The organism is Thermosynechococcus sp. NK55a, assembly GCF_000505665.1.
GTDB lineage: Bacteria > Cyanobacteriota > Cyanobacteriia > Thermosynechococcales > Thermosynechococcaceae > Thermosynechococcus.
Genome location: NC_023033.1, coordinates 728,269 through 748,844, shown reverse-complemented (window position 1 = coordinate 748,844; position 20,576 = coordinate 728,269). Strand labels below are relative to the sequence as shown.

The 20,576-nt window shown below is 53.6% G+C and carries 22 protein-coding genes; 7 read left to right on the top strand and 15 right to left on the bottom strand.

What is annotated here, in order from left to right; all coding sequences use genetic code 11:
• Nucleotides 1-354: 354 nt before the first annotated feature.
• Genes murC through NK55_RS03635 form a run of 3 tightly spaced genes read left to right on the top strand, consistent with a single transcriptional unit; the run spans nt 355 to nt 3,784 of the window.
• Nucleotides 355-1,779 carry a UDP-N-acetylmuramate--L-alanine ligase gene (murC, locus tag NK55_RS03645; protein WP_041429041.1) on the top strand — a complete coding sequence of 475 codons (1,425 nt, stop codon included), beginning with the start codon at nt 355-357 and terminating at the stop codon, nt 1,777-1,779.
• The gene (gene murB, locus NK55_RS03640) at nt 1,776-2,681 is read left to right on the top strand and encodes a UDP-N-acetylmuramate dehydrogenase (protein ID WP_024124460.1); all 906 of its coding nucleotides are present in this window, start codon (nt 1,776-1,778) and stop codon (nt 2,679-2,681) included. Before murC ends, murB begins: the two co-directional genes overlap by 4 nt.
• Nucleotides 2,682-2,686: 5 nt before the next feature.
• Nucleotides 2,687-3,784 carry a glycosyltransferase gene (locus NK55_RS03635; protein ID WP_024124459.1) on the top strand — a complete coding sequence of 366 codons (1,098 nt, stop codon included), beginning with the start codon at nt 2,687-2,689 and terminating at the stop codon, nt 3,782-3,784.
• Here NK55_RS03635 and NK55_RS13085 read toward each other — a convergent pair.
• The 7 genes from NK55_RS13085 to NK55_RS03600 all read right to left on the bottom strand — a co-directional run bounded on the left by NK55_RS13085 (nt 3,779) and on the right by NK55_RS03600 (nt 10,262).
• Nucleotides 3,779-3,928, bottom strand: coding sequence for a hypothetical protein (locus NK55_RS13085; RefSeq protein ID WP_157869651.1), 150 nt, complete (start codon nt 3,926-3,928; stop codon nt 3,779-3,781). The two genes, NK55_RS03635 and NK55_RS13085, sit on opposite strands and share 6 nt — an antisense overlap.
• A gap of 554 nt (nt 3,929-4,482) precedes the next feature.
• Complete coding sequence (locus NK55_RS03625) at nt 4,483-6,201, bottom strand: NAD+ synthase (RefSeq protein WP_024124458.1); 1,719 nt, start codon at nt 6,199-6,201, stop codon at nt 4,483-4,485.
• 17 nt (nt 6,202-6,218) lie between these two features.
• Nucleotides 6,219-6,920 carry an NrtR DNA-binding winged helix domain-containing protein gene (locus NK55_RS03620; RefSeq protein WP_024124457.1) on the bottom strand — a complete coding sequence of 234 codons (702 nt, stop codon included), beginning with the start codon at nt 6,918-6,920 and terminating at the stop codon, nt 6,219-6,221.
• Nucleotides 6,917-7,477, bottom strand: a complete 561-nt coding sequence (locus NK55_RS03615) for a nicotinate-nucleotide adenylyltransferase (RefSeq protein WP_024124456.1) — start codon at nt 7,475-7,477, stop codon at nt 6,917-6,919. The genes NK55_RS03620 and NK55_RS03615 overlap by 4 nt, the downstream gene beginning before the upstream one ends.
• Nucleotides 7,474-8,787, bottom strand: coding sequence for a nicotinate phosphoribosyltransferase (locus tag NK55_RS03610; protein ID WP_024124455.1), 1,314 nt, complete (start codon nt 8,785-8,787; stop codon nt 7,474-7,476). The genes NK55_RS03615 and NK55_RS03610 overlap by 4 nt, the downstream gene beginning before the upstream one ends.
• Before the next feature lie 23 nt (nt 8,788-8,810).
• A complete protein-coding gene (locus tag NK55_RS03605; RefSeq protein ID WP_024124454.1) occupies nt 8,811-9,800 on the bottom strand; it encodes an o-succinylbenzoate synthase in 990 nt (329 codons plus the stop codon).
• Nucleotides 9,801-9,812: 12 nt separating this feature from the next.
• A complete protein-coding gene (locus NK55_RS03600) occupies nt 9,813-10,262 on the bottom strand; it encodes a hypothetical protein (RefSeq protein WP_051372774.1) in 450 nt (149 codons plus the stop codon).
• A gap of 526 nt (nt 10,263-10,788) precedes the next feature.
• Between NK55_RS03600 and NK55_RS03595 the strand changes: the two genes are divergently transcribed.
• Nucleotides 10,789-11,085: a hypothetical protein gene (locus tag NK55_RS03595; RefSeq protein ID WP_024124452.1), complete on the top strand. Its 297-nt coding sequence runs from the start codon at nt 10,789-10,791 to the stop codon at nt 11,083-11,085.
• Here NK55_RS03595 and murQ read toward each other — a convergent pair.
• From murQ to NK55_RS03575, 4 genes are all read right to left on the bottom strand, one after another.
• A complete protein-coding gene (gene murQ / locus NK55_RS03590; protein ID WP_024124451.1) occupies nt 11,082-12,008 on the bottom strand; it encodes an N-acetylmuramic acid 6-phosphate etherase in 927 nt (308 codons plus the stop codon). The two genes, NK55_RS03595 and murQ, sit on opposite strands and share 4 nt — an antisense overlap.
• On the bottom strand, nt 12,005-12,577 hold the full coding sequence (locus NK55_RS03585; protein ID WP_024124450.1) for a hypothetical protein: 573 nt from the start codon (nt 12,575-12,577) through the stop codon (nt 12,005-12,007). The genes murQ and NK55_RS03585 overlap by 4 nt, the downstream gene beginning before the upstream one ends.
• Before the next feature lie 58 nt (nt 12,578-12,635).
• Nucleotides 12,636-13,664: a pyruvate dehydrogenase (acetyl-transferring) E1 component subunit alpha gene (pdhA, locus tag NK55_RS03580; RefSeq protein WP_024124449.1), complete on the bottom strand. Its 1,029-nt coding sequence runs from the start codon at nt 13,662-13,664 to the stop codon at nt 12,636-12,638.
• Between the two features lie 431 nt (nt 13,665-14,095).
• Nucleotides 14,096-14,428 (bottom strand): DUF565 domain-containing protein, encoded by a 333-nt coding sequence (locus tag NK55_RS03575; RefSeq protein WP_024124448.1) that lies wholly within the window; start codon nt 14,426-14,428, stop codon nt 14,096-14,098.
• 57 nt (nt 14,429-14,485) lie between these two features.
• On the opposite strand from NK55_RS03575, the gene NK55_RS03570 reads away from it, so the two are divergent.
• Nucleotides 14,486-15,445 carry an alpha-E domain-containing protein gene (locus NK55_RS03570; protein ID WP_024124447.1) on the top strand — a complete coding sequence of 320 codons (960 nt, stop codon included), beginning with the start codon at nt 14,486-14,488 and terminating at the stop codon, nt 15,443-15,445.
• 99 nt (nt 15,446-15,544) lie between these two features.
• Here NK55_RS03570 and NK55_RS03565 read toward each other — a convergent pair whose 3' ends face one another.
• Nucleotides 15,545-16,177, bottom strand: a complete 633-nt coding sequence (locus NK55_RS03565; protein ID WP_024124446.1) for an ATP synthase F0 subunit B — start codon at nt 16,175-16,177, stop codon at nt 15,545-15,547.
• Nucleotides 16,132-16,638, bottom strand: a complete 507-nt coding sequence (coaD, locus tag NK55_RS03560) for a pantetheine-phosphate adenylyltransferase (protein ID WP_024124445.1) — start codon at nt 16,636-16,638, stop codon at nt 16,132-16,134. Before coaD ends, NK55_RS03565 begins: the two co-directional genes overlap by 46 nt.
• Before the next feature lie 747 nt (nt 16,639-17,385).
• On the opposite strand from coaD, the gene NK55_RS03555 reads away from it, so the two are divergent.
• Entirely contained in the window at nt 17,386-18,081 is a 696-nt protein-coding gene (locus tag NK55_RS03555) for a hypothetical protein (protein WP_024124444.1), read from the top strand.
• A gap of 9 nt (nt 18,082-18,090) precedes the next feature.
• On the opposite strand, the gene NK55_RS03550 is transcribed toward NK55_RS03555, so the two are convergent.
• Nucleotides 18,091-18,840, bottom strand: a complete 750-nt coding sequence (locus tag NK55_RS03550) for a hypothetical protein (protein ID WP_024124443.1) — start codon at nt 18,838-18,840, stop codon at nt 18,091-18,093.
• A 74-nt stretch (nt 18,841-18,914) separates the two neighbouring features.
• Between NK55_RS03550 and NK55_RS03545 the strand changes: the two genes are divergently transcribed.
• On the top strand, nt 18,915-19,595 hold the full coding sequence (locus NK55_RS03545; protein ID WP_024124442.1) for a response regulator transcription factor: 681 nt from the start codon (nt 18,915-18,917) through the stop codon (nt 19,593-19,595).
• Nucleotides 19,596-19,601: 6 nt separating this feature from the next.
• Here the strand turns inward: NK55_RS03545 and NK55_RS03540 are convergent, their stop codons facing one another.
• On the bottom strand, nt 19,602-20,504 hold the full coding sequence (locus NK55_RS03540; protein WP_225871781.1) for a ChaN family lipoprotein: 903 nt from the start codon (nt 20,502-20,504) through the stop codon (nt 19,602-19,604).
• Nucleotides 20,505-20,576: the final 72 nt, after the last annotated feature.

Below are 20,576 nucleotides of genomic sequence, written 5' to 3'. Positions count from 1 at the left end.
CGACAAGGCGGTATCAACCTTCTACCATACACCCCGCTGAATTTATCTCCGCTAGAGTTTATTCTTTGTCGAACTCTTGAGCCACTCCTGAAATCAACCCTAGACTGAGCTATGCTCAATAAACTGCCTGCAAAAAATTTTTTCGCTCAAGGTGACATATTCACCCCAGATCTGCCAGTATTAGCCCATGGAGCTTCAAGGTAACCTGCTATGATTAGCCTAAGAATTTATACCTAGTTCATGCCTAAGTTGATATTCAATTCATTGACTTGAGTCTATTGACACTACTATTTTTGGTTCTAAAAATTTTCTTTTGGCGGAGTAAAGGAGTTGCTTGTGGCAAATCGGCCAGTGATGGAGTTTAGCGGACGTCCATTCCACTTCATTGGCATTGGCGGTATTGGGATGTCAGCCCTTGCCTACATTCTGGCCAAAAAGGGCTTTAGGGTGTCTGGATCCGATTTGCGTCCCAATCGTTTGACCGAGCAACTGGCTGAGTTAGGTGTGCGGATTTTTATTGGCCAGAGTGCTGCTAACTTTGAAACGTATCCCTTCACCCCACTCCCTCAGGTCATTTGCTCCACCGCCATTCGCAGCGATAACCCTGAATATCAAGCGGCTCAACACTTAGGCTGTCCAATCTTTCACCGTTCCGATGTACTGGCGGCACTGATGCACCGCAGCCAAAGTATTGCCGTTGCCGGTACCCACGGTAAGACAACCACCAGCAGTATGATTGCCTATTTGCTGTTACAGGCTGGGCTAGATCCAACAATTATTGTTGGGGGGGAAGTGGCGGCATGGCAGGGCAACGCCCGTGTGGGTCAAAGTCCTTACCTTGTGGCTGAAGCTGATGAGTCTGATGGCTCCCTGCGCAAATTCCATCCCCATATTGGCGTCATTACTAATATTGAACTTGACCACCCCGATCACTACAATTCCCTTGAAGAGGTGGTGGCCACGTTTCAGCAGTTTGCTACTCAAGCAGACATTGTGATTGCCTGTGCCGATTGTCCAAATATCCGCGATCGCCTGCATCATCCGCGCCTGTTGACCTATAGTCTGCAACGGCAAGCAGGGGTGGACTACTGTGTGGATCATATTCAATACACCTCTGAGGGGACGACGGCACGGATTTGGGAGCGGGGCACCTCCCTTGGAATTTTGCAACTGAATGTTTTGGGTGCCCACAACCTGCAAAATGCCCTAGCGGTGATTGCAGTGGGACGGTATCTCGGCATTGACTTTGCCACCATTGCTGCTGCTCTTTTAGAGTTTCGCGGTGCCCGCCGCCGCTTTGAAGAACGGGGACAGGTGAATGGAATTCGCTTCATTGATGACTATGCCCACCATCCCAGTGAAATTATGGCTACCCTAGAGGCAGCCCGCCTCCAAGTGGGTACTCAAGCCCCTTGGCAACGGATCGTGGCGGTGTTTCAACCCCACCGCTATAGCCGTACCCAAATCTTTCTCGAGGCCTTTGGCCAGTGCTTCAGCGCCGCGGATCACGTGATCTTCACGGATATCTATAGTGCCGGCGAACCCAATCCCGGCACCATTAGTGGTGCCGATGTTGCCACCTGTGCCCGTCAGTATCATGCTTCAGTGGATTACTGCCCCACCTTTGAAGCGGTACAAACTCGCTTGGCGCATCTGCTGCAGCCGGGCGACTTGGTCATCTTCCTTGGGGCTGGCAACCTCAATCAACTGATTCCGTCTGTCATGGCGGATCAGGAACAATTCAGTGTCTCTCCCCTCACTGAGGCGATCGCCCTATGACCTTGGCCTGCTTGCCCCAAACCCAGTGCCCCCTACAACGTCAAGTCTCCCTAGCGGGCTTAACCACCCTCAACGTCGGTGGCTGTGCCGAATGGTTTGTGGAACCGCGTACGATTGCTGAACTGCAAGCGGCCTATACTTGGGCACAGGAGGAGGCACTGCCGATTACGGTTTTGGGGGCAGGGTCTAATCTGCTGGTGAGCGATCGCGGTGTGCCGGGGCTAGTGATCTCCACTAAGCATCTGCGCTATCTCACAACTGATCTAGAGACGGGACAACTGACGGTGGGTGCAGGCTATCCCTTGCCCAAGTTGGCTCACCAGAGTGCCAAACTCGGCTGGCGTGGTCTGGAGTGGGTTGTTGGCATCCCCGGCACCGTTGGAGGGGCAGTGGTGATGAATGCCGGTGCCCATGGCGGCTGTACAGCGGAGCGGCTGGTGTCAGTAGTGATTTTAGAACCCGATGGCACGTTGGCAGTGGTGTCGGCACGGGAGTTGGGCTATGGCTACCGCACATCGAGTCTTCAGGATACGCAGCGCTTGGTCCTGCAAGCCACATGGCAGTTGGAACCCGGCCATGATCCTGCCCAAGTGAAAGCAGATACCCAAAAACACCTGAGCGATCGCCTGCGGACGCAGCCCTACGATTTCCCCAACTGTGGCAGTGTCTTCCGCAATCCCCAAGGGTGGACAGCGGGTTGGCTAATTGAGCAAACGGGCCTGAAGGGCTACCAGATTGGACATGCCCAAGTTTCCCAAAAACACGCCAACTTTATCCTTAATTGTGGTGGTGCAACGGCCATGGATGTCTATCATCTGATCCGCTATGTGCAAACTGCTGTGGCCGATCGCTGGGCGGTGTGGCTGCACCCGGAAGTAAAGCTGATTGGCGACTTTGCCTAGGGTCTATGGCCATTACCCTCTGCATGATTGTGCGGGATGAGGCGGCACGCTTACCCCAGTGCCTAGCCAGTGTTGCCGGCGTTGTTGATGAGGCAGTAATTGTGGATACGGGGTCGCAGGATGAAACGGTGGCGATCGCCCGCGCTTGGGGGGCACAGGTCTATGAAATTCCTTGGCAAGATGATTTTGCCGCTGCCCGCAATGTTGCTTTAGGGTATGTGACCACTGAGTGGGTCTTAGTTTTGGATGCTGATGAAACCCTCACCCCTGCCTTTGCTGCTTTGCTGCCCCAAATTTGCCAGCAACCCAACTGGCTGGTGGTGACCTTGCTGCGGCAGGAACTGGGTGTCATTCCCCCCTATACGCCCGTAGCGCGTCTCTTTCGCCGTCATCCCGCCATCTCCTTTCAGCGCCCCTACCACGAAACCATTGATGACAGCGTTTTGGCGCTACAACAGCGAGAACCCCATTGGCAAATTGGTCATGTCAATGGTGTTGCCATTGTCCACAGTGGCTATCTGGGCGACCAGCGGCAGCAAAAGCAGGAACGGGCTGAGCGGATCATGCGTCACCACCTTGAGCAGCACCCTGAGGATGCCTACCTGTGGAGTAAATTAGCCGGTGTATATCTGGCTAGGGGCGACTGGGAGCAGGCTCAGCAGTGTTTAGAACAGGGCTTAAAGACTGAGATACTTCCGCCAGCGATCGCCCATGAACTTTACTATCAGCAAGGGAATCTCTACGCTGAGCGCGGGGAGTGGCAAGCGGCAATTGCCGCCTATGAAATGGCTCTAGGGACGCCCACCCCTGAGGTGATGCATCTTGCTACCTATCTGCGGCTGGCGGAAGCCCAAAAGCAATTAAAACGCTGGGGGCATGCCCTGGCCACCTACGATCGCCTGCAAAGGTTAGATCCGACCTGTGCCTTGGCCTATCAAAACCAGGGGGCACTGCTGCTGCGTCTAGGACAGGTCAGTGCCGGCCTTGACAAACTACGTCAAGCCATTGTCCTGCTGCGGGATCAAAATCCGGCGGAAGCCCAGCGCCTCACCCAAGAACTCCAAGCAATGGGATTCCTCTCACCCAGCTGGAAGAGTTCATAAAGTCTTTTGGATGAGGGGAGTTGTCCGTACCCGTTGCTGAATTGCCTCATCCCAAGGTTCTTGACCGGTCAACGACAGGCGCTCAATCAGGAGTCTCTGACCACCAGAGCGCAGAATCACATTGCCGCAGGTAATACAGGTCATACATTGACAAATTTGGCCCTAGGGCAGGGAACAGGAGGAGGGGTTTGGGTGGAGAGTGCAAATTACGCCAGAGGCTCCGAAGAGCTGCGGCTCAACTTTGACAAACCGGGATTTTGACAAAGTGGGATGGCAATAGGACCCTATCAAACATCCTGCGTACCATTGCGCCAATCATTCCTTTGGCGGTAGGCACAGACACCAAAATCCAGGGCTCAGTGGGGAAAGGCTGGGCGATCATCCCAACCAGATGGGCCAACCAGATGGGCGTTGTTCTCAGATAGCCAGCAGCGGGCCGTCAATGGGGCGAGAATAGGCTTGCTCAAGGGTTCCTGCATAGCCGGAGGGTGGCTTTGCGCTCGCAGAGGTAGGGATCAGTGGTCTCGATCCATGTAAAACCCAAGGGGAGTAACACCTCCTTAAGGGGGTTCGCGATTCCAGGATGCGGTTGGCAATTGGCCAACAAAAAGACAAAGACGAAAATACCCACCGCAACAGCGATGCTCATCGGATCCACCACCATGATTTTTCCCGCTGCTGGGAGTGCTACCCTCGGCCTACCACTGGGCTGCGATCGGCATGCGCCAACCGGAACCAAAGGCGCGATCGGTAATTTTTAAGCCCGGTGCTGCCTGCTGGCGCTTGAATTCTGCCCGTTGAACCATGCGCCGCACTTGCTGCACAAGGTCGAGATCGTATCCTGCAGCGGCAATTTCTTGATCCGACTGGTGGCGATCAATCATCCGTGCCAAAATGCCATCAAGAATGTCGTAGGGTGGTAAGCTATCCTGATCCCGTTGGCCGGGTTTGAGCTCAGCACTGGGGGCTTTGCTGAGAATGTGGGGGGGAATCACCACGGGGCCAGCGATTGGCAGATCGGGAATAGGACTGCCCTGCGCTGCCTGCTGGTTCAGCCAATGGCACAGCTCATAAACACGGGTTTTGGGGACATCGGCAATGGCGGCGAGCCCGCCACTCATGTCGCCGTAGAGGGTGCAGTAGCCCACCGCTAGTTCTGATTTATTGCCGGTGGAAAGGAGCAAGTGGCCAAACTTGTTGGCGATCGCCATCAGCAGGGTACCGCGAATGCGGGCTTGGATATTTTCCTCAGCCACGCCGCTGGCAGTGCCGGCAAAAAGGGGAGCCAGCACCTCGCTGTAGGTCTGCATCAGGGGAGCAATGGGTAAAACCTGCGTGGCAATGCCCAGGTTCGCTGCCAAGTCCTTGGCATCCGTAATCGAGTGCTCGGAACTGTAGGGGGAGGGCATCAGCACCCCCAGCACCTGTTTGTTGCCAACAGCAGCGGTGGCGATCGCCGCCACCAAGGCTGAGTCAATACCGCCACTGAGACCAATCACCACCTGCCGAAAGCCACATTTACGGGCATAATCCCGCACCCCCAAAACCAAGGCTTGCCAAATTTCCGCCGCTTCACCTCTGGCCAAGGGAGCAATCATAGCGGTGGGTTGCAAATCGCCATCTCGCCAGCGCACGGCTAGGTAGTCCTCACGAAACCCCTTGGCGCGGCTCACCACTTCCCCCTGCCGATTTACCGCTAAACTGGTGCCATCAAAAACCAAGTCATCATTGCCCCCGACCTGATTGGCATAGATCAAGGGACAGTTATATTGCCGCGCTGTGTGCTCAATCAACGCCTGCCGCAACTTGGGTTTGCCCACACAGTAGGGGGAGGCCGAGAGATTCACAATCAAATCCGCTCCCTGAGCCACCAATTCCGCAACGGGATTGCGCTCGTAGTGCCGCTGCCCCCAAAACTGCTCATTGTTCCACAGGTCTTCACAAATTGTGACGCCAATTTTGAGCTGATCGGTGGCCGTCGTCAATGTCAAGAGATTCTCTGTACTGCCGGGGGCAAAGTAACGGCACTCATCAAAGACATCGTAGGTGGGCAACAACTGCTTGGCGAAGACCTGTTGCACCTCACCTGCCCGCAGGAGAGCAGCGCCATTGTAGAGGGGCTTTTGACCCTTGAGGCCAGCGTCAGGGTTGGGCAAAACGGTTCCCACCAGTACAGCCACCGCTGGGGGCAGGGCACTGGCCAGGTGGTGCAGTTCCTGCTGCATTGCCTCAACAAAATGGCGGTTGAGCAGCAGATCCTTGGGGGGATAGCCACAGAGGGCCAGCTCCGGGGTAATGACCAAATCCACAGGGTGCTGGCTGCGGATCTCCTGGACGGCGGTGGCGATCGCTGCCGCATTGGCTCTGAGACTGCCGACGGTGGGGTTCAGTTGTGCAATCCACAGATGCACAGCCATAGACAATTCCTCAAAGGTTAGACAAAAACAAGGGGCTTATCCTTCAGGGGTGCAAAGGCCTCGCGATCGAAGCGGTAGAGGGTTGCCGGTCGCCCCGCCCCGCGGATGACTTTCTGGTGCGTATCTTGCAAGATGCCCAATTTCAGAAGCCGGGAGCGGAAGTTAGAGTAGTCGGAAAAGTTAGCCCCTAGGACGGTGCTGTAGAACTGATAGAGATCGTTGAGGGTGAAATACTCCGGCAGCACATCAAAGGCCACAGGGCTATACTCCAGCTTATTGCAGAGGCGGCGGTGACCATAGGCCAAAATTTTGCTGTGATCAAAGGCCAGATCAGGACAGGCACTCAGGGCAAACCACTGCACTGGCAACTCCCCAGGAGCAATGAGTTCGGCATCGGCAAAGCGCACCAAGGCAAAGTAACTCACAGACAAATAGCGTTTGCCATAGGTGGGATTCCGGTCCGATTCGCCAAAGGTGTACAGTTGCTCCAGATAGAGGTTACTGACGCGAATTTTTTCCGCCAAGGTGCGGTAAGCAGCGGCTTCAAGGGATTCCCCCTGCCGTACGAGGGTGCCGGGCAGGCTCCAATAACCGGCAAAGGGGGGCTGTTGTCGCTGCACCAGTAGCACCAGGAGGCGATTTTGATCCGTATCCACGGAGAAAATGACGTTGTCCACGCCAACGACAAATTCTGCCAGGGGCAAAGGGGAGACCGTCATGGGTGCGAGTAAAGTCCTTGCTCCTGAATATACTGGGCGATCGCTGGCAGGAGTTGTTGGGTATCCCCCTGTTGCCGATAGGTTGTCGAGGAAACCGCTGGCCCGCAGTAGTTCGCCAGTTCTACGTGGGGACACAGCCGCTGCACCACTTGCCAATCCTTAGGGGCAATGACAACGCCAGGACGCTGCAGGACCAACAGTTGCACCTGGCCGAGGAGTTTTTCCGCCTGGTACCACTGGGGTAGCTTCGCAAGGACATCACTGCCCACCACAAGGGTGAGGAGTTCCCCTGGCCACTGCTGCTTCACCTGCTCAACGGAATAGAGGGTGTAAGGGTGGCTGAGTTCGGGGTGATGCTCGACATTGGGGCGGTTGAGACTGCGCACCAGTAAATTCAGCATGGCTTGGCGATAGGGCAAGGGGGTTTGTTGCCCCTTAAAGGGGTTATCGGCTGCCCACACCAAAATGCGGTCATAGCGATCGCTCAACCACTGGAGAATGTCCCCGTGGGCGGCTGTGGGTGGATCGGCACTGGTACCAAAAAGGGCAATGGTCATGGGCGCTGTCGTAACTGTTGGATCAAGGCGGCAAGGGCAGGGGAATAGACGACGGGCTGGGTCACATCCAAGAGAGTCTCTGGCAATTCCGCGAGGCTGGCGCGGTGGCGATCGCGAATGGTCATCAATGACTCCGGCGGATAAAGGGGGCACCCTTCCCTCATAACTGGTTCAAGGAGCGGTTTACCCCAAACCTGTTCCTCGCTGGCAAGGGCAAGGCAATCCCCACTGGGGCGGCGATAAATTTGCTTGCGTCCGGGTAGGGTCATTTTGCCACTGGAGATCTTCATTACCCCCTGACCATTGATCTCCACCAGCTTATAGACACCGTTGACCGGTTCTCCCGTAACCAGCTTCGTGCCGATGCCATAGGCATCAATACAGGCACCCGCTGCCCGCAGGCGGCGAATTTCCCCCTCATCGAGATCGCCACTGGCAATGATTTTGACGTGGGGCAACAGTTGACGGATTTTCTGGGAGAGGCTCAAGAGATCCCCGGAATCAATGCGCACCGCCTTGACCAAAATCTCCCCAGCGGCTTGGCGATCGGCAAGGGTGCCAATGGCGGCAAGGCTGTCATAGGTATCTACCAAGAGTGCCCCTTCGGGATAGTAGCGCAAGAAAACCGTAAAGGCCTCCTGTTCCGTACCCTTGAGGGTCGCGATCGCCATGACTAGGGAATGGGCCATGGTGCCTACGGGAACCATCCCCAACTGCTGCGCAGCAAGGACATTGGAAGTGGCCGTAAATCCTGCCGCTAGGGCAGAGCGGGCTGCCCACAGGGACGCTTGCGGACTGAAGGCGCGCCGCGTGCCAAATTCCAGGAGATCCACCTCTTCCCCCACCAGCTGTCGCAGCCGGGAAGCACGGGTGGCCACAAGGGTTTGGTAGTTGACGATATTGAGCAGACAAGTTTCTATCCACTGGCCTTGCCAGAGGGGGGCGTCAATGCGCAGCAGGGGCTCCTGGGCAAAGACGACTGTGCCTTCCGGAACCGCCCAGACATCGCCGCGGAACTCACTCTGGCTCAATAGCTCCCAAAATGCTGCCGGTGCACGTTCAAAAACCGCCAGACCTCTGAGGTAATCAATTTGCTGAGGCGTAAACCGCAGCTGTTGCAAATACTCCAGTACCTGAGCCAACCCCATCGCCACCAGATACGTATAGCCTCGGGGCAATCGCCGCACACTGAGTTCAAAACTGGCGGGTGTCCAAGCCAAATCTTCGCCGGCGTAGGTGGCCACCATTGTCAGTTGATAGAGATCCGTCAACAAACTGTAGTCACTGGTGGCCAAGGTGAAGCCTGTCATTGTTCTGGGATGTCGAGGATGTTTTACTTATAGTAAGTTTTACCATAATTGTCAAGGCGATGCCATTCTGCGTCGTACTCAGCCAAGGTGGTCAGCAGGGGTGCCGATCGCCAGCGGTCAACACCAAAGCCGAGGGCATAACAGGGTTGCCATGTTTCCAAAAGATGAAAAATTGCCGTGCGGGCGATCGCCCCTTCGAGGGCAGAGGAAAAGACTAGCTGCTGCGGTTCTAAACCCCGACGCAACAAGAGACTCAGTGCTTCTGGAGGACCAAAGAGAACCGGCTTAATCACAAAGAGTCCCGGCCAGCCGCGATCGACCCAACGCTGCAATTGCGCAGCATTGACCACACTTTCATCGAGAGCGATCGCTGTTGTCACCGCTTGGGCAAGGCTCAATAGAGCTTGCCATTGGTCAGGGGGTAGCGGTTGCTCCACATACTCAATTTTGCCGTTCCCATGGCGATCGAGCCAAGTCAACCAGTGGGTTGCAGTTGCCACATCCCAGCCGCCGTTGGCATCAAGGCGCAATTTTGCCCCTTGGGGCAGGGCTGCCAGTAACGCCTTGAGAATTTCTTGCTCCGCCTCTGGGCACAGGACACCCACTTTCCACTTGAAGGTGGTTTGTCCCCGCTGCCAAGGCTGCTGCCACTGCTCAAGGGCGGCCTGACCACTCCCTAAAAGTGCGCAGATTGGCCAAGGACGCACTCTATAGGGCAATCGCCCCACACTCTGCCATGCGGTGGCAAAACCAAACTGGGCAGCCGGTAACGCCTCTGGAATCGTGGCCATGATCTCTGGGGTCAGGTAGCCAGGGAGTTGCTCACACAGGGCAATATCAGCATTGAGGGTTTCGCTGCCCCAGCCGGGGAGGGGGGCAATTTCACCGTAGCCCACTTGACCCTGTTCATCTTCCAGACGCAGATAAATCCCTGAGCGCGATCGCCAGATCCCCTGCGCCGTTGTCAAAGGTTCCTGCAGAGGTTCCTCATAGATACGCCATTGCCAGCGCATCCCTAGCCCCCACTAAACCCGCTCGAGGGTGGCCTCAAGCAAATGTTTGAGCTTATGGTTGTTGTGAATGCCGCTAAGAAGGGTGTAGTGATTGGCATCCAACTGCCAGTAGTGCTCAAAACCCGTACAGCGGTTGACATCCCCCAGCAAAATAAACTGCTGCACGATCGCACGGGGGGTAATCCAGCCCTCCCCTTCTAGCCGACCCAAGAGGCTGTGTTGGAGCACATAGGTAAACACCTGCTCATCCAGTTCCAACTTTCCCCGTGACTGCAACACTAATTCTGGCTTAACTTGATCGGGAAATGTGATCTTGGCCGCCATTGAAAACCAGTCATCTTGGCCGTAGGAGACAAGAATCCTCCCCGTCACTGGAAGGGGTTCTTGATTGGCCTCTAGCCAGGTGCCCTTGAGCAGCCACCGTCCCCCATCCACTAAAAATGTATGATTCACGTTTCTCATACCCCCAATGGCTGTCCTGATTGTATCGTTACCCTATGGGTGGGGGTAGAGATCAGCAGAAATTTTTGTGACATACTTCCAACGCCCATCCTGACGCCTAAAGTGCAGGCTTCTTCGTGACCTCTGCTCCTGCATCGGGGCTTTCCTGAGCTTTAAGGGCGGGATGCCCGACCGCCCCCTGTCTCATAGGGGTTACCCCATTAATGAATCAGCTCTAGTGGAAAAATGTGCTTTGGTATGAGTTGCATTTCACTGCGTCATGGGGAGGTGTCACGGTATTAACCCTATGAAAATACATCGAAAACTAAGACACCTTCAGCAACAGAGATTGCTTACTGCTGCGCACATGTAGCTAGCAGTACTCCACGCAGCCAGCACGGCTTTCATCCCGACACTCAGCGAGGCTGCGTCAACCGTAAGGCGCAAGGCTTCCTACCCAATCGCTAAAATAGAGCACATAGAGAATGCTCCCAACGCAGTTAGGGGTTATAAATACCTAGTTTTACCCCCTTTGAGGTCTCTCCCTATGCGTCTTTCCACCCTCACCTGGGCGATTGTTGCCAGTATGCTGAGTGCTTTACCTGCCTTTGCTGATTCTGCTGCCATTGGCACGATTCGAGTGAGTCCCGAGTTGCGATCGGCACTGCAATCGGCCCCCAATCCTGGGGCAAGTCCCAATGCCGTCCAGCCTGTAAGTAGTATGGCGGAGATTGAAAACAGCCTAGAGATTTCCCCTGTGCCTGCCCGCCCAGAACCCAGGGTGTACAGGCAGTTTGAGGAACCCCGCAACGGTCGTGGTTTCGGCTTCAAAGTGGGCATCTAGGGGTCAAGGGCAGCACCTCTGGCCGCGTGCAGTTGGCCATTATGTTGCGCCAGTAGGGCTTGGGCAGCAACGGCATCCAGGCCTGTCCAGTGCATGAGCAGGGCACGCTTCACTTGGTAGCCACTGCGCTCGAGAAGCGCCGCTGCCGCTGCGCGATCAATTCCTGTGAGATCAGTGAGAATCCGCAGGGCACGATCCAGAAGTTTACGATTGGTGACGGCCACATCTACCATGCGGTTGCCATAGACTTTGCCCAACTGCACCATCACCCCTGTGGAAATGATATTCAGTGCCATTTTTGTTGCGGTACCCGCCTTCAAGCGGGTGGATCCAGCAAGAAGTTCAGGCCCCACTAACAGGCGAATATCAATGTCAGCCCTGCGCTGCACTTGTTCTACGGGAACGCAGGCCATAAACACAGTCAGCGCCCCCACCCCTTGGGCAGCATCCAGTGCTCCATGGACATAGGGAGTTGTGCCGCCAGCGGTAATGCCAATTACCACATCTTGAGCCGTGATCTGGCGATCGCCCACCACGGCTGCACCGTCTTCGTAGCGATCCTCCAGCCCTTCGGAACTGCGCACCAGGGCTGCGTCACCCCCAGCGAGAATACCTTGAACCAAATGGGGCGGTGTACAAAAGGTGGGTGGACATTCCGCAGCATCCAAAACCCCCAAACGACCACTGGTGCCAGCACCAATGTAAAAAAGCCGTCCCCCTTGGCGGAGGCGGGCTGCTGTGGCACTAATGGTTTGGGCTAAGGCCTCGCGGGCTTGGGCGATCGCCCGCAGGGTCTGGGCATCTTCCCGATTAAAAAGATCAACCAGTTCCAGGGGGGTGAGCTGATCGAGGTTTTGACTGGCGGGATTGATCTGCTCTGTCAAGAGATGGCCACGACTGGGGAGTTCTTGGAGATTTGTCATGGCCGCGCCGAAATTTCTGCCATTTCAATCACAGTGCCGTCGTAGTCCTTCACAAGGAAATTGAGGGGGCGATCGCTCCGCATTTTGTAGCGTAGTTGCCGCCGCTGAATCCGCAACAACAGGAGTTCAAGGCACTCACGGTCAAAGCAGAGATGGCGCTGGCGATTGCGTTCCCCCTTGCTAGCACCCCTAATAACATGGAGTTGGGTATTTTTCTTGAGTTGGTACCACAAACCATCACTGGGACTGGGGCGCTTTGGACTGCTGTAGCTCAGGGCCGAGGGCACATAGAGGGGATCCATCGAGGCCACGCCAAGGGTTTGCTCATAGTTGTAGTAGTAGTGTAGGGGCACATCGGCAATGGGTAAACCCAACTCCTGCTCATAGAACTGTCGTGCGTGCTCTAGATCCGAGACCATGATGGTGTAAACCGTGGGAGCACTGGACAAAAAGAGCCACATTGCCCCTGCATAGCCCATCAGCAGCAGGATCATAATTCCTTGGGTGGAGAATATCCCATCCCAAAGACCATCCAGCCAAGCAAATAGGAGGTGAGGCGTCAACAGCATGCCAATGCTCTAGGAGAGTTTTTTCTATTGTAATGTGGTCAACCGAATTGAGCCGCAATTACTCATCTGCAAAGATATAGTCATAGAGTTCTTCAGGCTGAGGCTCCGGACTTTCCTCGGCAAAGGTCACAGCATCCTCCACAATCCCCTGTACTTTTTGCTCAATCGCCCGTAGGTCTTCGCTAGTGGCGAGTTCTTGCTCCACGAGGTAGGCCCCCAGCTTCTTGATAGGATCCCGCTTCAGCCAAAACTCTTTCTCTTCCTTGGAGCGCAGTTCATCGGGATCCGCAAGGGAGTGACCCCGGAAACGATACGTCAAAGCTTCAATAAGGGTGGGGCCTTCACCGGCACGGGCACGGGCGATCGCTGCCTCAGCTACTGTACGCATCGCCAACACATCCATACCATCTACTTCCTCACCCACCATGCCAAAGACCTTGGCCTTCTTGTAGATTTCTGTTTCCGAACTGGCACGCTCATGGGCCATGCCGATCGCCCACTTGTTATTTTCTACAACGAAGAGAATCGGCAATTTCCAGAGTGATGCCATATTCAAGCACTCAAAGAACTGGCCATTATTGCTGGCCCCATCGCCAAAGAAGCAAGCGGTGACCTGATCAGCTTTGGCATCGCCCATCACTTGACGGCGATACATTGTCTGAAAGGCAGCCCCCATAGCCACAGGAATCCCCTCAGCAACAAAGGCAAAGCCCCCCAAGAAATTATGCTTGGCAGAAAACAGGTGCATTGAGCCGCCGCGGCCTTTGCTGCACCCTGTGGCCTTGCCAAAGAGTTCAGCCATCACTTCACGGGCAGGCACACCGGCACTTAGGGCATGGACGTGATCGCGATAGGTACTGCAGACGTAGTCATCGGGACGCAAGGCCTTGATCACGCCCGTAGAGACAGCTTCTTGACCGTTGTAGAGGTGCACAAAGCCAAACATCCGCCCCCGATAGTACATTTCGGCACACTTATCTTCAAAGGTGCGCCCCAGTACCATATCCTCATAGAGCATTAACCCCTGCTCACGGGTAATGGTCGTTTGGGGAATGGACAAAGAGGGCAGACTACGCTCTTGAACCATAGCAGGCAGTGATTAACTGAGGGTAAACGCCATACCAACAGGGCAAGCTGCCCTTGGCACCCCACTATTGTACTCAAATTACAGCCTTTTTCTTAAATAGGGGAGTAACAAGGGAATTCCAGCCTTTCCTAATCACAGTAATAGGTATTCCTGCCCCTTGCCGGTTGGCTCACAAGTCCCGTAGATCGCAGTGCTAGAGAAATCGCCAAGGCTCTTGGTTGCGGCAGCTCCAAAGAAACTCCAAAGAAAGGTGAGCTATGGGCAGCAGCCATCAATCCAGATCGTGCCATGGGCTTTCTAGGATGCAACTGGCCCGTCTCCCGTTTCCGCCGCTGCAATGAGCGCTTCCAGGTCTTCTGGCGGTTCCTGGTCGGGAATCGCAGTCAAAATTGCAGCGATGCTCATTCAGGTATCCCCAATTGCATCAGCAACTAACTTCCCAGCAGGAAGGCAACGAGGAACAAGCCATAGAGCAAACCAAACTTCAGGGCATTGAGCATTTCGCCAAAGAGGGTTTGCCGCAGTTTCCAGCGATCGCCATAGAACACAGCACTAATCACTTCGGCAACGATCGCCACGATGGTCGAGGCAACAATATCTAAATAGCCCAGTTGACCCGCACTAGAGGAAATTGCCAAGCCCAAGAACACCCCAAAAAGAAAGGCAATACTCAGTGTCGCTAGCCGTCGCCACGGATTTTTTAACTGCTCCTGAATCCCAGCGCCCAGACGATCGAGCAGGGTATTAAGACGGGTTCGCTGCATATACTCAAGACTGGCAAAGGTTGCTAGAGTGGGCAGAGAGTGAATGCTTGCCAGTATATGTTAAGTCGTGTTGCCGATGCGGTGTATTGGTTAAATCGCTACATTGAGCGGGCAGAGAATATTGCTCGTTTTGTGGATGTCAACTTGAATATGCTACTAGATCTGCCCACGAGTCTTTCCAGTCAATGGGATCCCCTCGTGTTAACAACGGGGGATTTGCCCTTTTTTCAGAAGCACTACGGCACTGCTACGGCTGAAAATGTGATTCAGTTCCTCACCTTTGACACCACCTATCCCAACTCCATCATCTCGTGTTTGCGGGCGGCACGGGAGAATGCTACATCCATTCGCGAGGTGATTTCCTCAGAAATGTGGCAGCAGGTGAATGCCTTCTACACAATGGTGCGCGAGGCGGCTAAAGCCCCTGAGGGCTTAGAGATTGCCAGCTTTTTGGCACAAGTGAAACAGGCCAGTCACCTTTTTGCTGGCGTGATGGACAGCACTATGAGCCACAATGAAGCGTGGCACTTTGGCCAAATGGGACGGTTACTGGAGCGAGCCGATAAAACCTCGCGGATTCTCGATGTGAAATACTATTTGCTGTTGCCCTCGGTGGAAGATGTGGGCACGCCCATTGATGAGTTGGGCTGGATTGCGCTCCTGAAATCTGCCAGTGCCTATGAGATGTACCGTAAACGCCGTTCCCATCGGATTACACCCGCAGGGGTAGCAGAGTTTTTGATTCTCGATGACGAGTTTCCGCGTGCGATTCGCTTTTGTCTGTTGCAGGTGGAAAAATCCCTCTACAGGATTACAGGGACTCCCTTGGGGAGTTGGCACCAGCCTGTGGAACGCCAACTGGGACGCCTGCGATCGCAACTGGACTATTTGACAATTGATGAAATTATTAGTCAAGGCATGCACGAGTTCCTCGATTACTTGCAGCAGCAAATGAATGAGGTGGATACGCAAATTTTTCAAACGTTCTTTACCTTAGAGCCTGTGAAAGCCCGTTAGTGTGAGAATTCCCTTGGGTCTAGGTGGCCGTATGGGTTCCTGGGCGATCGCCCCCCTGATCCAAGCACTGACAAACTGACGTTGGAGAATTTCCTAGGGTTAATGGTGGGCTTGGTGCTGCTTGAGGTATTGGCGCCCGTTTTGAATCACCGCTAGCATTTCCTTGAGTTGCCGTTCCATTGCCGCAAGGGTGCGATCGGCATAGGCGTCCGCTTCTTGTTGTCGCTCCTGACATTCATGGCGGGTCAGTTGGCGCAGATGGGCTAGTTCTTTTTCTGTATTTTGCCGTAGCAGATTGATTTCCTCGAGCGCGCGCTGGCGCATCAATTCCACCTCTTGCTGCACCTGCTGGCGAATTTTCTGAGCTTCTAGTTCTGCCTGCTGGCGAATCCGCAGTTCATCAGTTATTTGGGCAGCACGTTGCTCTGCGGCGCGAAGAATTTCTTGGGCGCGGTGCTGGGCGCGCTCGATGATCTTATCACGCTGATTGAGAATCTGTTGCGCGGCCTTCACTGATTCGGGGATCGCCTGTTCAATGTGGGCAAGCTGGTTAAGGAGCTGCTCTTCATCAATGAGTTTGCGCCCTGTCAGCGGAATCTTCGTTCCTTCAAGAATCAGGAGTTCTTCCAGTTTTTGTAGTTGTTGCAGGAGTTGCAGCGCAGGAGCAGGGACATCAAGGGCTTCTTTTACTCCGGCGGTCGTTGAGATGGGATTGGTGTTTGAGTAAAGCATGCTTCTAAATCCTTTGCAACACTGGCTGGTACAAGATGACGAACATTACCGCCAAATCGGGCAATTTCTTTTACTAAGCTACTACTTAAGAAACTATACTCATTGGACGTGGTGAGGAACACAGTCTCAATCTCTGGCCAAAGGCTTTTATTGGTGTGGGACATCTGAAGCTCGTATTCAAAGTCCGACAGAACCCGTAGCCCCCGCAGAAGAACCTTTGCCTCTTGGGATCGCGCGTACTCAACGGTCAGGCCATCAAACGTATCCACCCGCACATTTTTTAAGTGGCTGGTAGCCGCCTGTACTTGCTTGATCCGTTGGCTGACGCTAAAGAGGGCTTTTTTCTGAGGGTTGTGGGCGATCGCCACAATGACCTCGCTAAAGAGACGAGCGCCCCGCTCAATAATATCCAAGTGGCCTAGGGTAATGGGATCAAAACTTCCGGGATAAACAGCAAGCATAGGCGGTTCAATAAGGAGATGAAGGGTTAAACAGCATCAAGGGTAAGACGATCATCGCTGATTTCTCGGAACAGCGCATGCCATCGCTGGATCAGCAGACCATCGGCGATCGCCCTAGAAATTCTCTGAAAAGGACAGTATCTTTGCTAATCAACCCTGGAAGCAAGAGCGATAAATGATCCCCACCCGCCTACAGACATGGAGCTGCTGCAATCAATAAAATTGATGTAAAGAATTGTAATCAGAATATAAAAAACAAATAATTGTTACAGGCCTATAAGCAATATTTGTGGCCTTGGCTCCCAAGTTCAGACTCAATGTGTAAATTTGTAAATGGTTTATTAAATTTTACGGTGCCACGTAGTGGCTATGCTGCAGGGCATTTACACAAAAAACTATTTGTATCCTTGAATACTTGACGATCCCAGATTTCAGACCTTATAAAAGAAGCATACTTCATCCAATGGAGTTGGGTTTTCCTTCAATTTAAGCTTAGCTTAAGTTAACTTCAATGCCTTAGGTTTACTTGTAAACCTGAAGTGGCTGGCATTTCCCTGAGGGTAGCAATTATTTTTTAAAGATATTTTTAATTTCTACTAATTTTTACTCCCCTAACCTCTGGATTTGTTAGGTAGGTACTATGTATTCATCATTCACTTACCCCTTGCACACCTGAAACCATGTTCATGTCACGTGCGCCTTTGCTTTTCGTTCCTCTGTACTGTCCTGACTTTGAGGGTTCCTGCTATGCAAATTTCTCCCATGATTCGGTACTATGTGCGGCGCTTACTAGCAGAGCATCCTGCGATTCTCTCCTATGGGGGTTGCGATCGCTCTCCACGCAAGATCAATAATGAGGAGGATCTAGATCGCTACATCAACTTCAACCACTTAACATATCCACAGCTTAATCAATTAGAATTTCTTATCAATTTGCATCAAAAAATAAAAGCTAATGACCCGCATCAAACCCTTCAGCTACAACACATTGAGCAAAGAATTTTTGATCTCGTGGGTCTTGACCTGCCAGTGTCCCAGAATGCGATTACAGAGCTGTTATCCTTCTTTAGCGAACTGGCTAACACAGACAACAAACGTCCTGCTCCTCCCGCCAACCAAGAAGCCACCACGCTCTCCGAATACTATGAGCTCTTTCGACGCATTACAGAAGTGGCAGTGCGCTACCTAGGGAAAATGATTGTCACCAACTATTGGTTGCTGACCCGTCCCCGTGAAAGCTGGCTGGCAAAAATTCAAGTGGAGCAGTTCCACAACCGTGACTTTAGACCCTGTGACCAGCTGCTCACTAACCAGGAGGCAGAAACCCTGAAACAGTGGATTCATAATTTCATTCAGCATTGCTGTCCGGTGCTGCCAATTCTTCCTCGCCTTCTTTTAGAAGCGGGGATTCCTTGCTACTTGTTCTACGATCTGGTTCATTGATAGCAGCAATTATCTGAGGGATTCCCCTCGAAAGAGGTCAAAGGGTTCTAAAAGTCTTTGCAGTACAGTTGCCAAGTTTGCATTTAGCGTTTGGGGAGTGTCATAGACAAAACGCTGACGACTGGGAACTTCAATGGGTAGAAGTGCCCGCTGGCTTGGGTGCTCCTGCTGAATAACAAGGATTTGATTGCGCCGCTTACTGGCAAGGGCGTAGCCTAATTCCAGGGCAATCAGGGTGGGCAAGTGGCCATTTTCAACTGCTGTACCATCGGCAATAAACAGGAGCGAGCGACGCAATTGGCTGATCACAGGACTATCGAGATGCAGAGGGGCAGTGGCTGAGCGTGGACTTTCGACCAGTGCTAAGGGGAAGCGGCTGGGGGTATTGGCCACAAATGCTTTGAGAGCTGTGCGAATCTCGTCACTACTGGAGCTATCTGCGGCACTGAAAAAGAGAATCGGTTCTAAGTAAGCCTGGCGATCGCTCTTGATGAAGTAGATTTCATGACTGAGAATATCAATGTTAGCGATCGTATAGCTACCACTGCCCTCAATATAAAATTCCACCGTTTCGCCGAGGCGATAGCGTTGAAACCACTCCGAACGCTGGACTGTTTCCAAGTCATCAAGAAAGTCAGCCCGCAGGGCCGTTTTCAGTAGGCTACTCTTGTTGAGCCGTAAATCGTGGGGGCGTTGCTCGAGCTGTTCGAGGGGTTCATACTGCGGTAGGTACCATGCCCGCAGCACAATAATCGCCATTCAATCCTTCCACCTAGATACTGCCAATTATGTTAGAGCATAAAGTGAAGTCCTACGGGCGCAGGAGATAGCCAATGACAGCAAAATTACTGCTAGTGGATGATGAACCAGGGGTACGCGAGGCAGTGACAGCCTATTTAGAGGACAGTGGCTTTGAGGTGACAGCAGTGGCCAATGGCCAAGCTGCCCTAGAGTACCTAGAAACCAATGTACCCGACCTGATGATTACGGACATTATGATGCCGCACATGGATGGCTATGCCTTTTTGGAAAAGGTGCGCCAACAGCCCCATCTCAACCATATTCCCGTCATCTTCCTCACAGCGCGGGGCATGACGCGCGATCGCATCCAAGGCTATGATGCTGGCTGTGATGCTTACCTGGCCAAACCCTTTGACCCCGAGGAACTGGTGGCCATTATTAAAAATCTGCTGCGCCGGCAAGCGGCTGCCCGGGATGAGGCAGAACCCAATCTGGCTAACCTAGCCCAACAAATTGCTGAACTGCGGGCAATGCTCCTCCAACGGGGCAAAGGCTATCCTACTGCTCCCCCGATTCAACTGGAGCTCACCCCCCGTGAAGCCAGTGTCCTGCAACTGGTGGTTAAGGGTCTGATGAATAAGGAAATTGCTAGCCAACTAAATACCAGTGTTCGCAATATTGAAAAGTACGTCAGTCGCCTTTTTGTGAAAACGGGTACTAGTAGCCGCACAGAACTCGTGCGCTTTGCCCTTGAACATGGCCTAGCTGACTAGGAGAGGCTAGGGTGGATCATTTTGCCAGAACCAGTCGGCAATGCCGGGTTTGGCTTTTTCGGTTGCTGTGGGATTCAGGAGGATAATTGCTTGGCGGAGGTTGGGGGAAAGCCGTCGCTGTACCCGTTGGGGAATGCCATCCCCAAAATAAACATGACCCCGCCCCGTCAGCACCACAATCAGGCGATCGGGATGCTGCTGATGATGTTTAGCAACGACTTTGGCCATGGTTTCATCCCAAAGGACTTGGGCTTGGTAAAAGAAGTCAAAATTCATACTGTGGCTTACCCCTTCATGGGCAGCAATAAAAATCTCCTGCAGGCGATCGCGGTAGGCGGTGTTACTCAAGTCAATATCTGCCAGGGGCGGAATATAGCGAAAATCCTCTTCCCCTAGGCTCTCTAGGCCTTGGCGTGCCACTTGGCGAGTGACTTCGGTGGGTGTATTCAAGGCAATTAGGGGAATCTGCTGCTCCTTGGCAAAGCGAAAAATCGGTGCATACAGCGACCAAGGAAAGCCCCAGCGCTGGGCATATTGGGTTTGCACCAGCAATTCCATCTCTGTGATTTCACCGCCAATGTAGGCATCCAGGGCGGCTTGAAAAGGACACTGAATCATTTCTAGGGCGATCGCCAGGGGGCGCCGCCGCTGCAATTCCTGCAAAATCAACAACTGTGCCGCATGATCAGCAACGCTGTCATGGGTTTCACCGAGGTAGAGGATGTGCTGCCGCTGCCACTCCCCATAGGCTCGCTGTAGGGTGACTGCTTCGGTGCCTCGCCACACCTGCTGCGCTTTGCCGCTGGGGGTTCCTGCGAAAAAGAGGGCGATCGCCAGAGTGAAGACTAAAGGCGGCCAGGGAGGGAGCGATCGCCCCTGCCACAACCGCTGTCCAAGGGGGGATGCCAAACGGTAAAATATCTGCCAAGATCGAGATAGAGTCGTTGACAGTATAGTGACGACAATTCTCTTCTGGGCGTT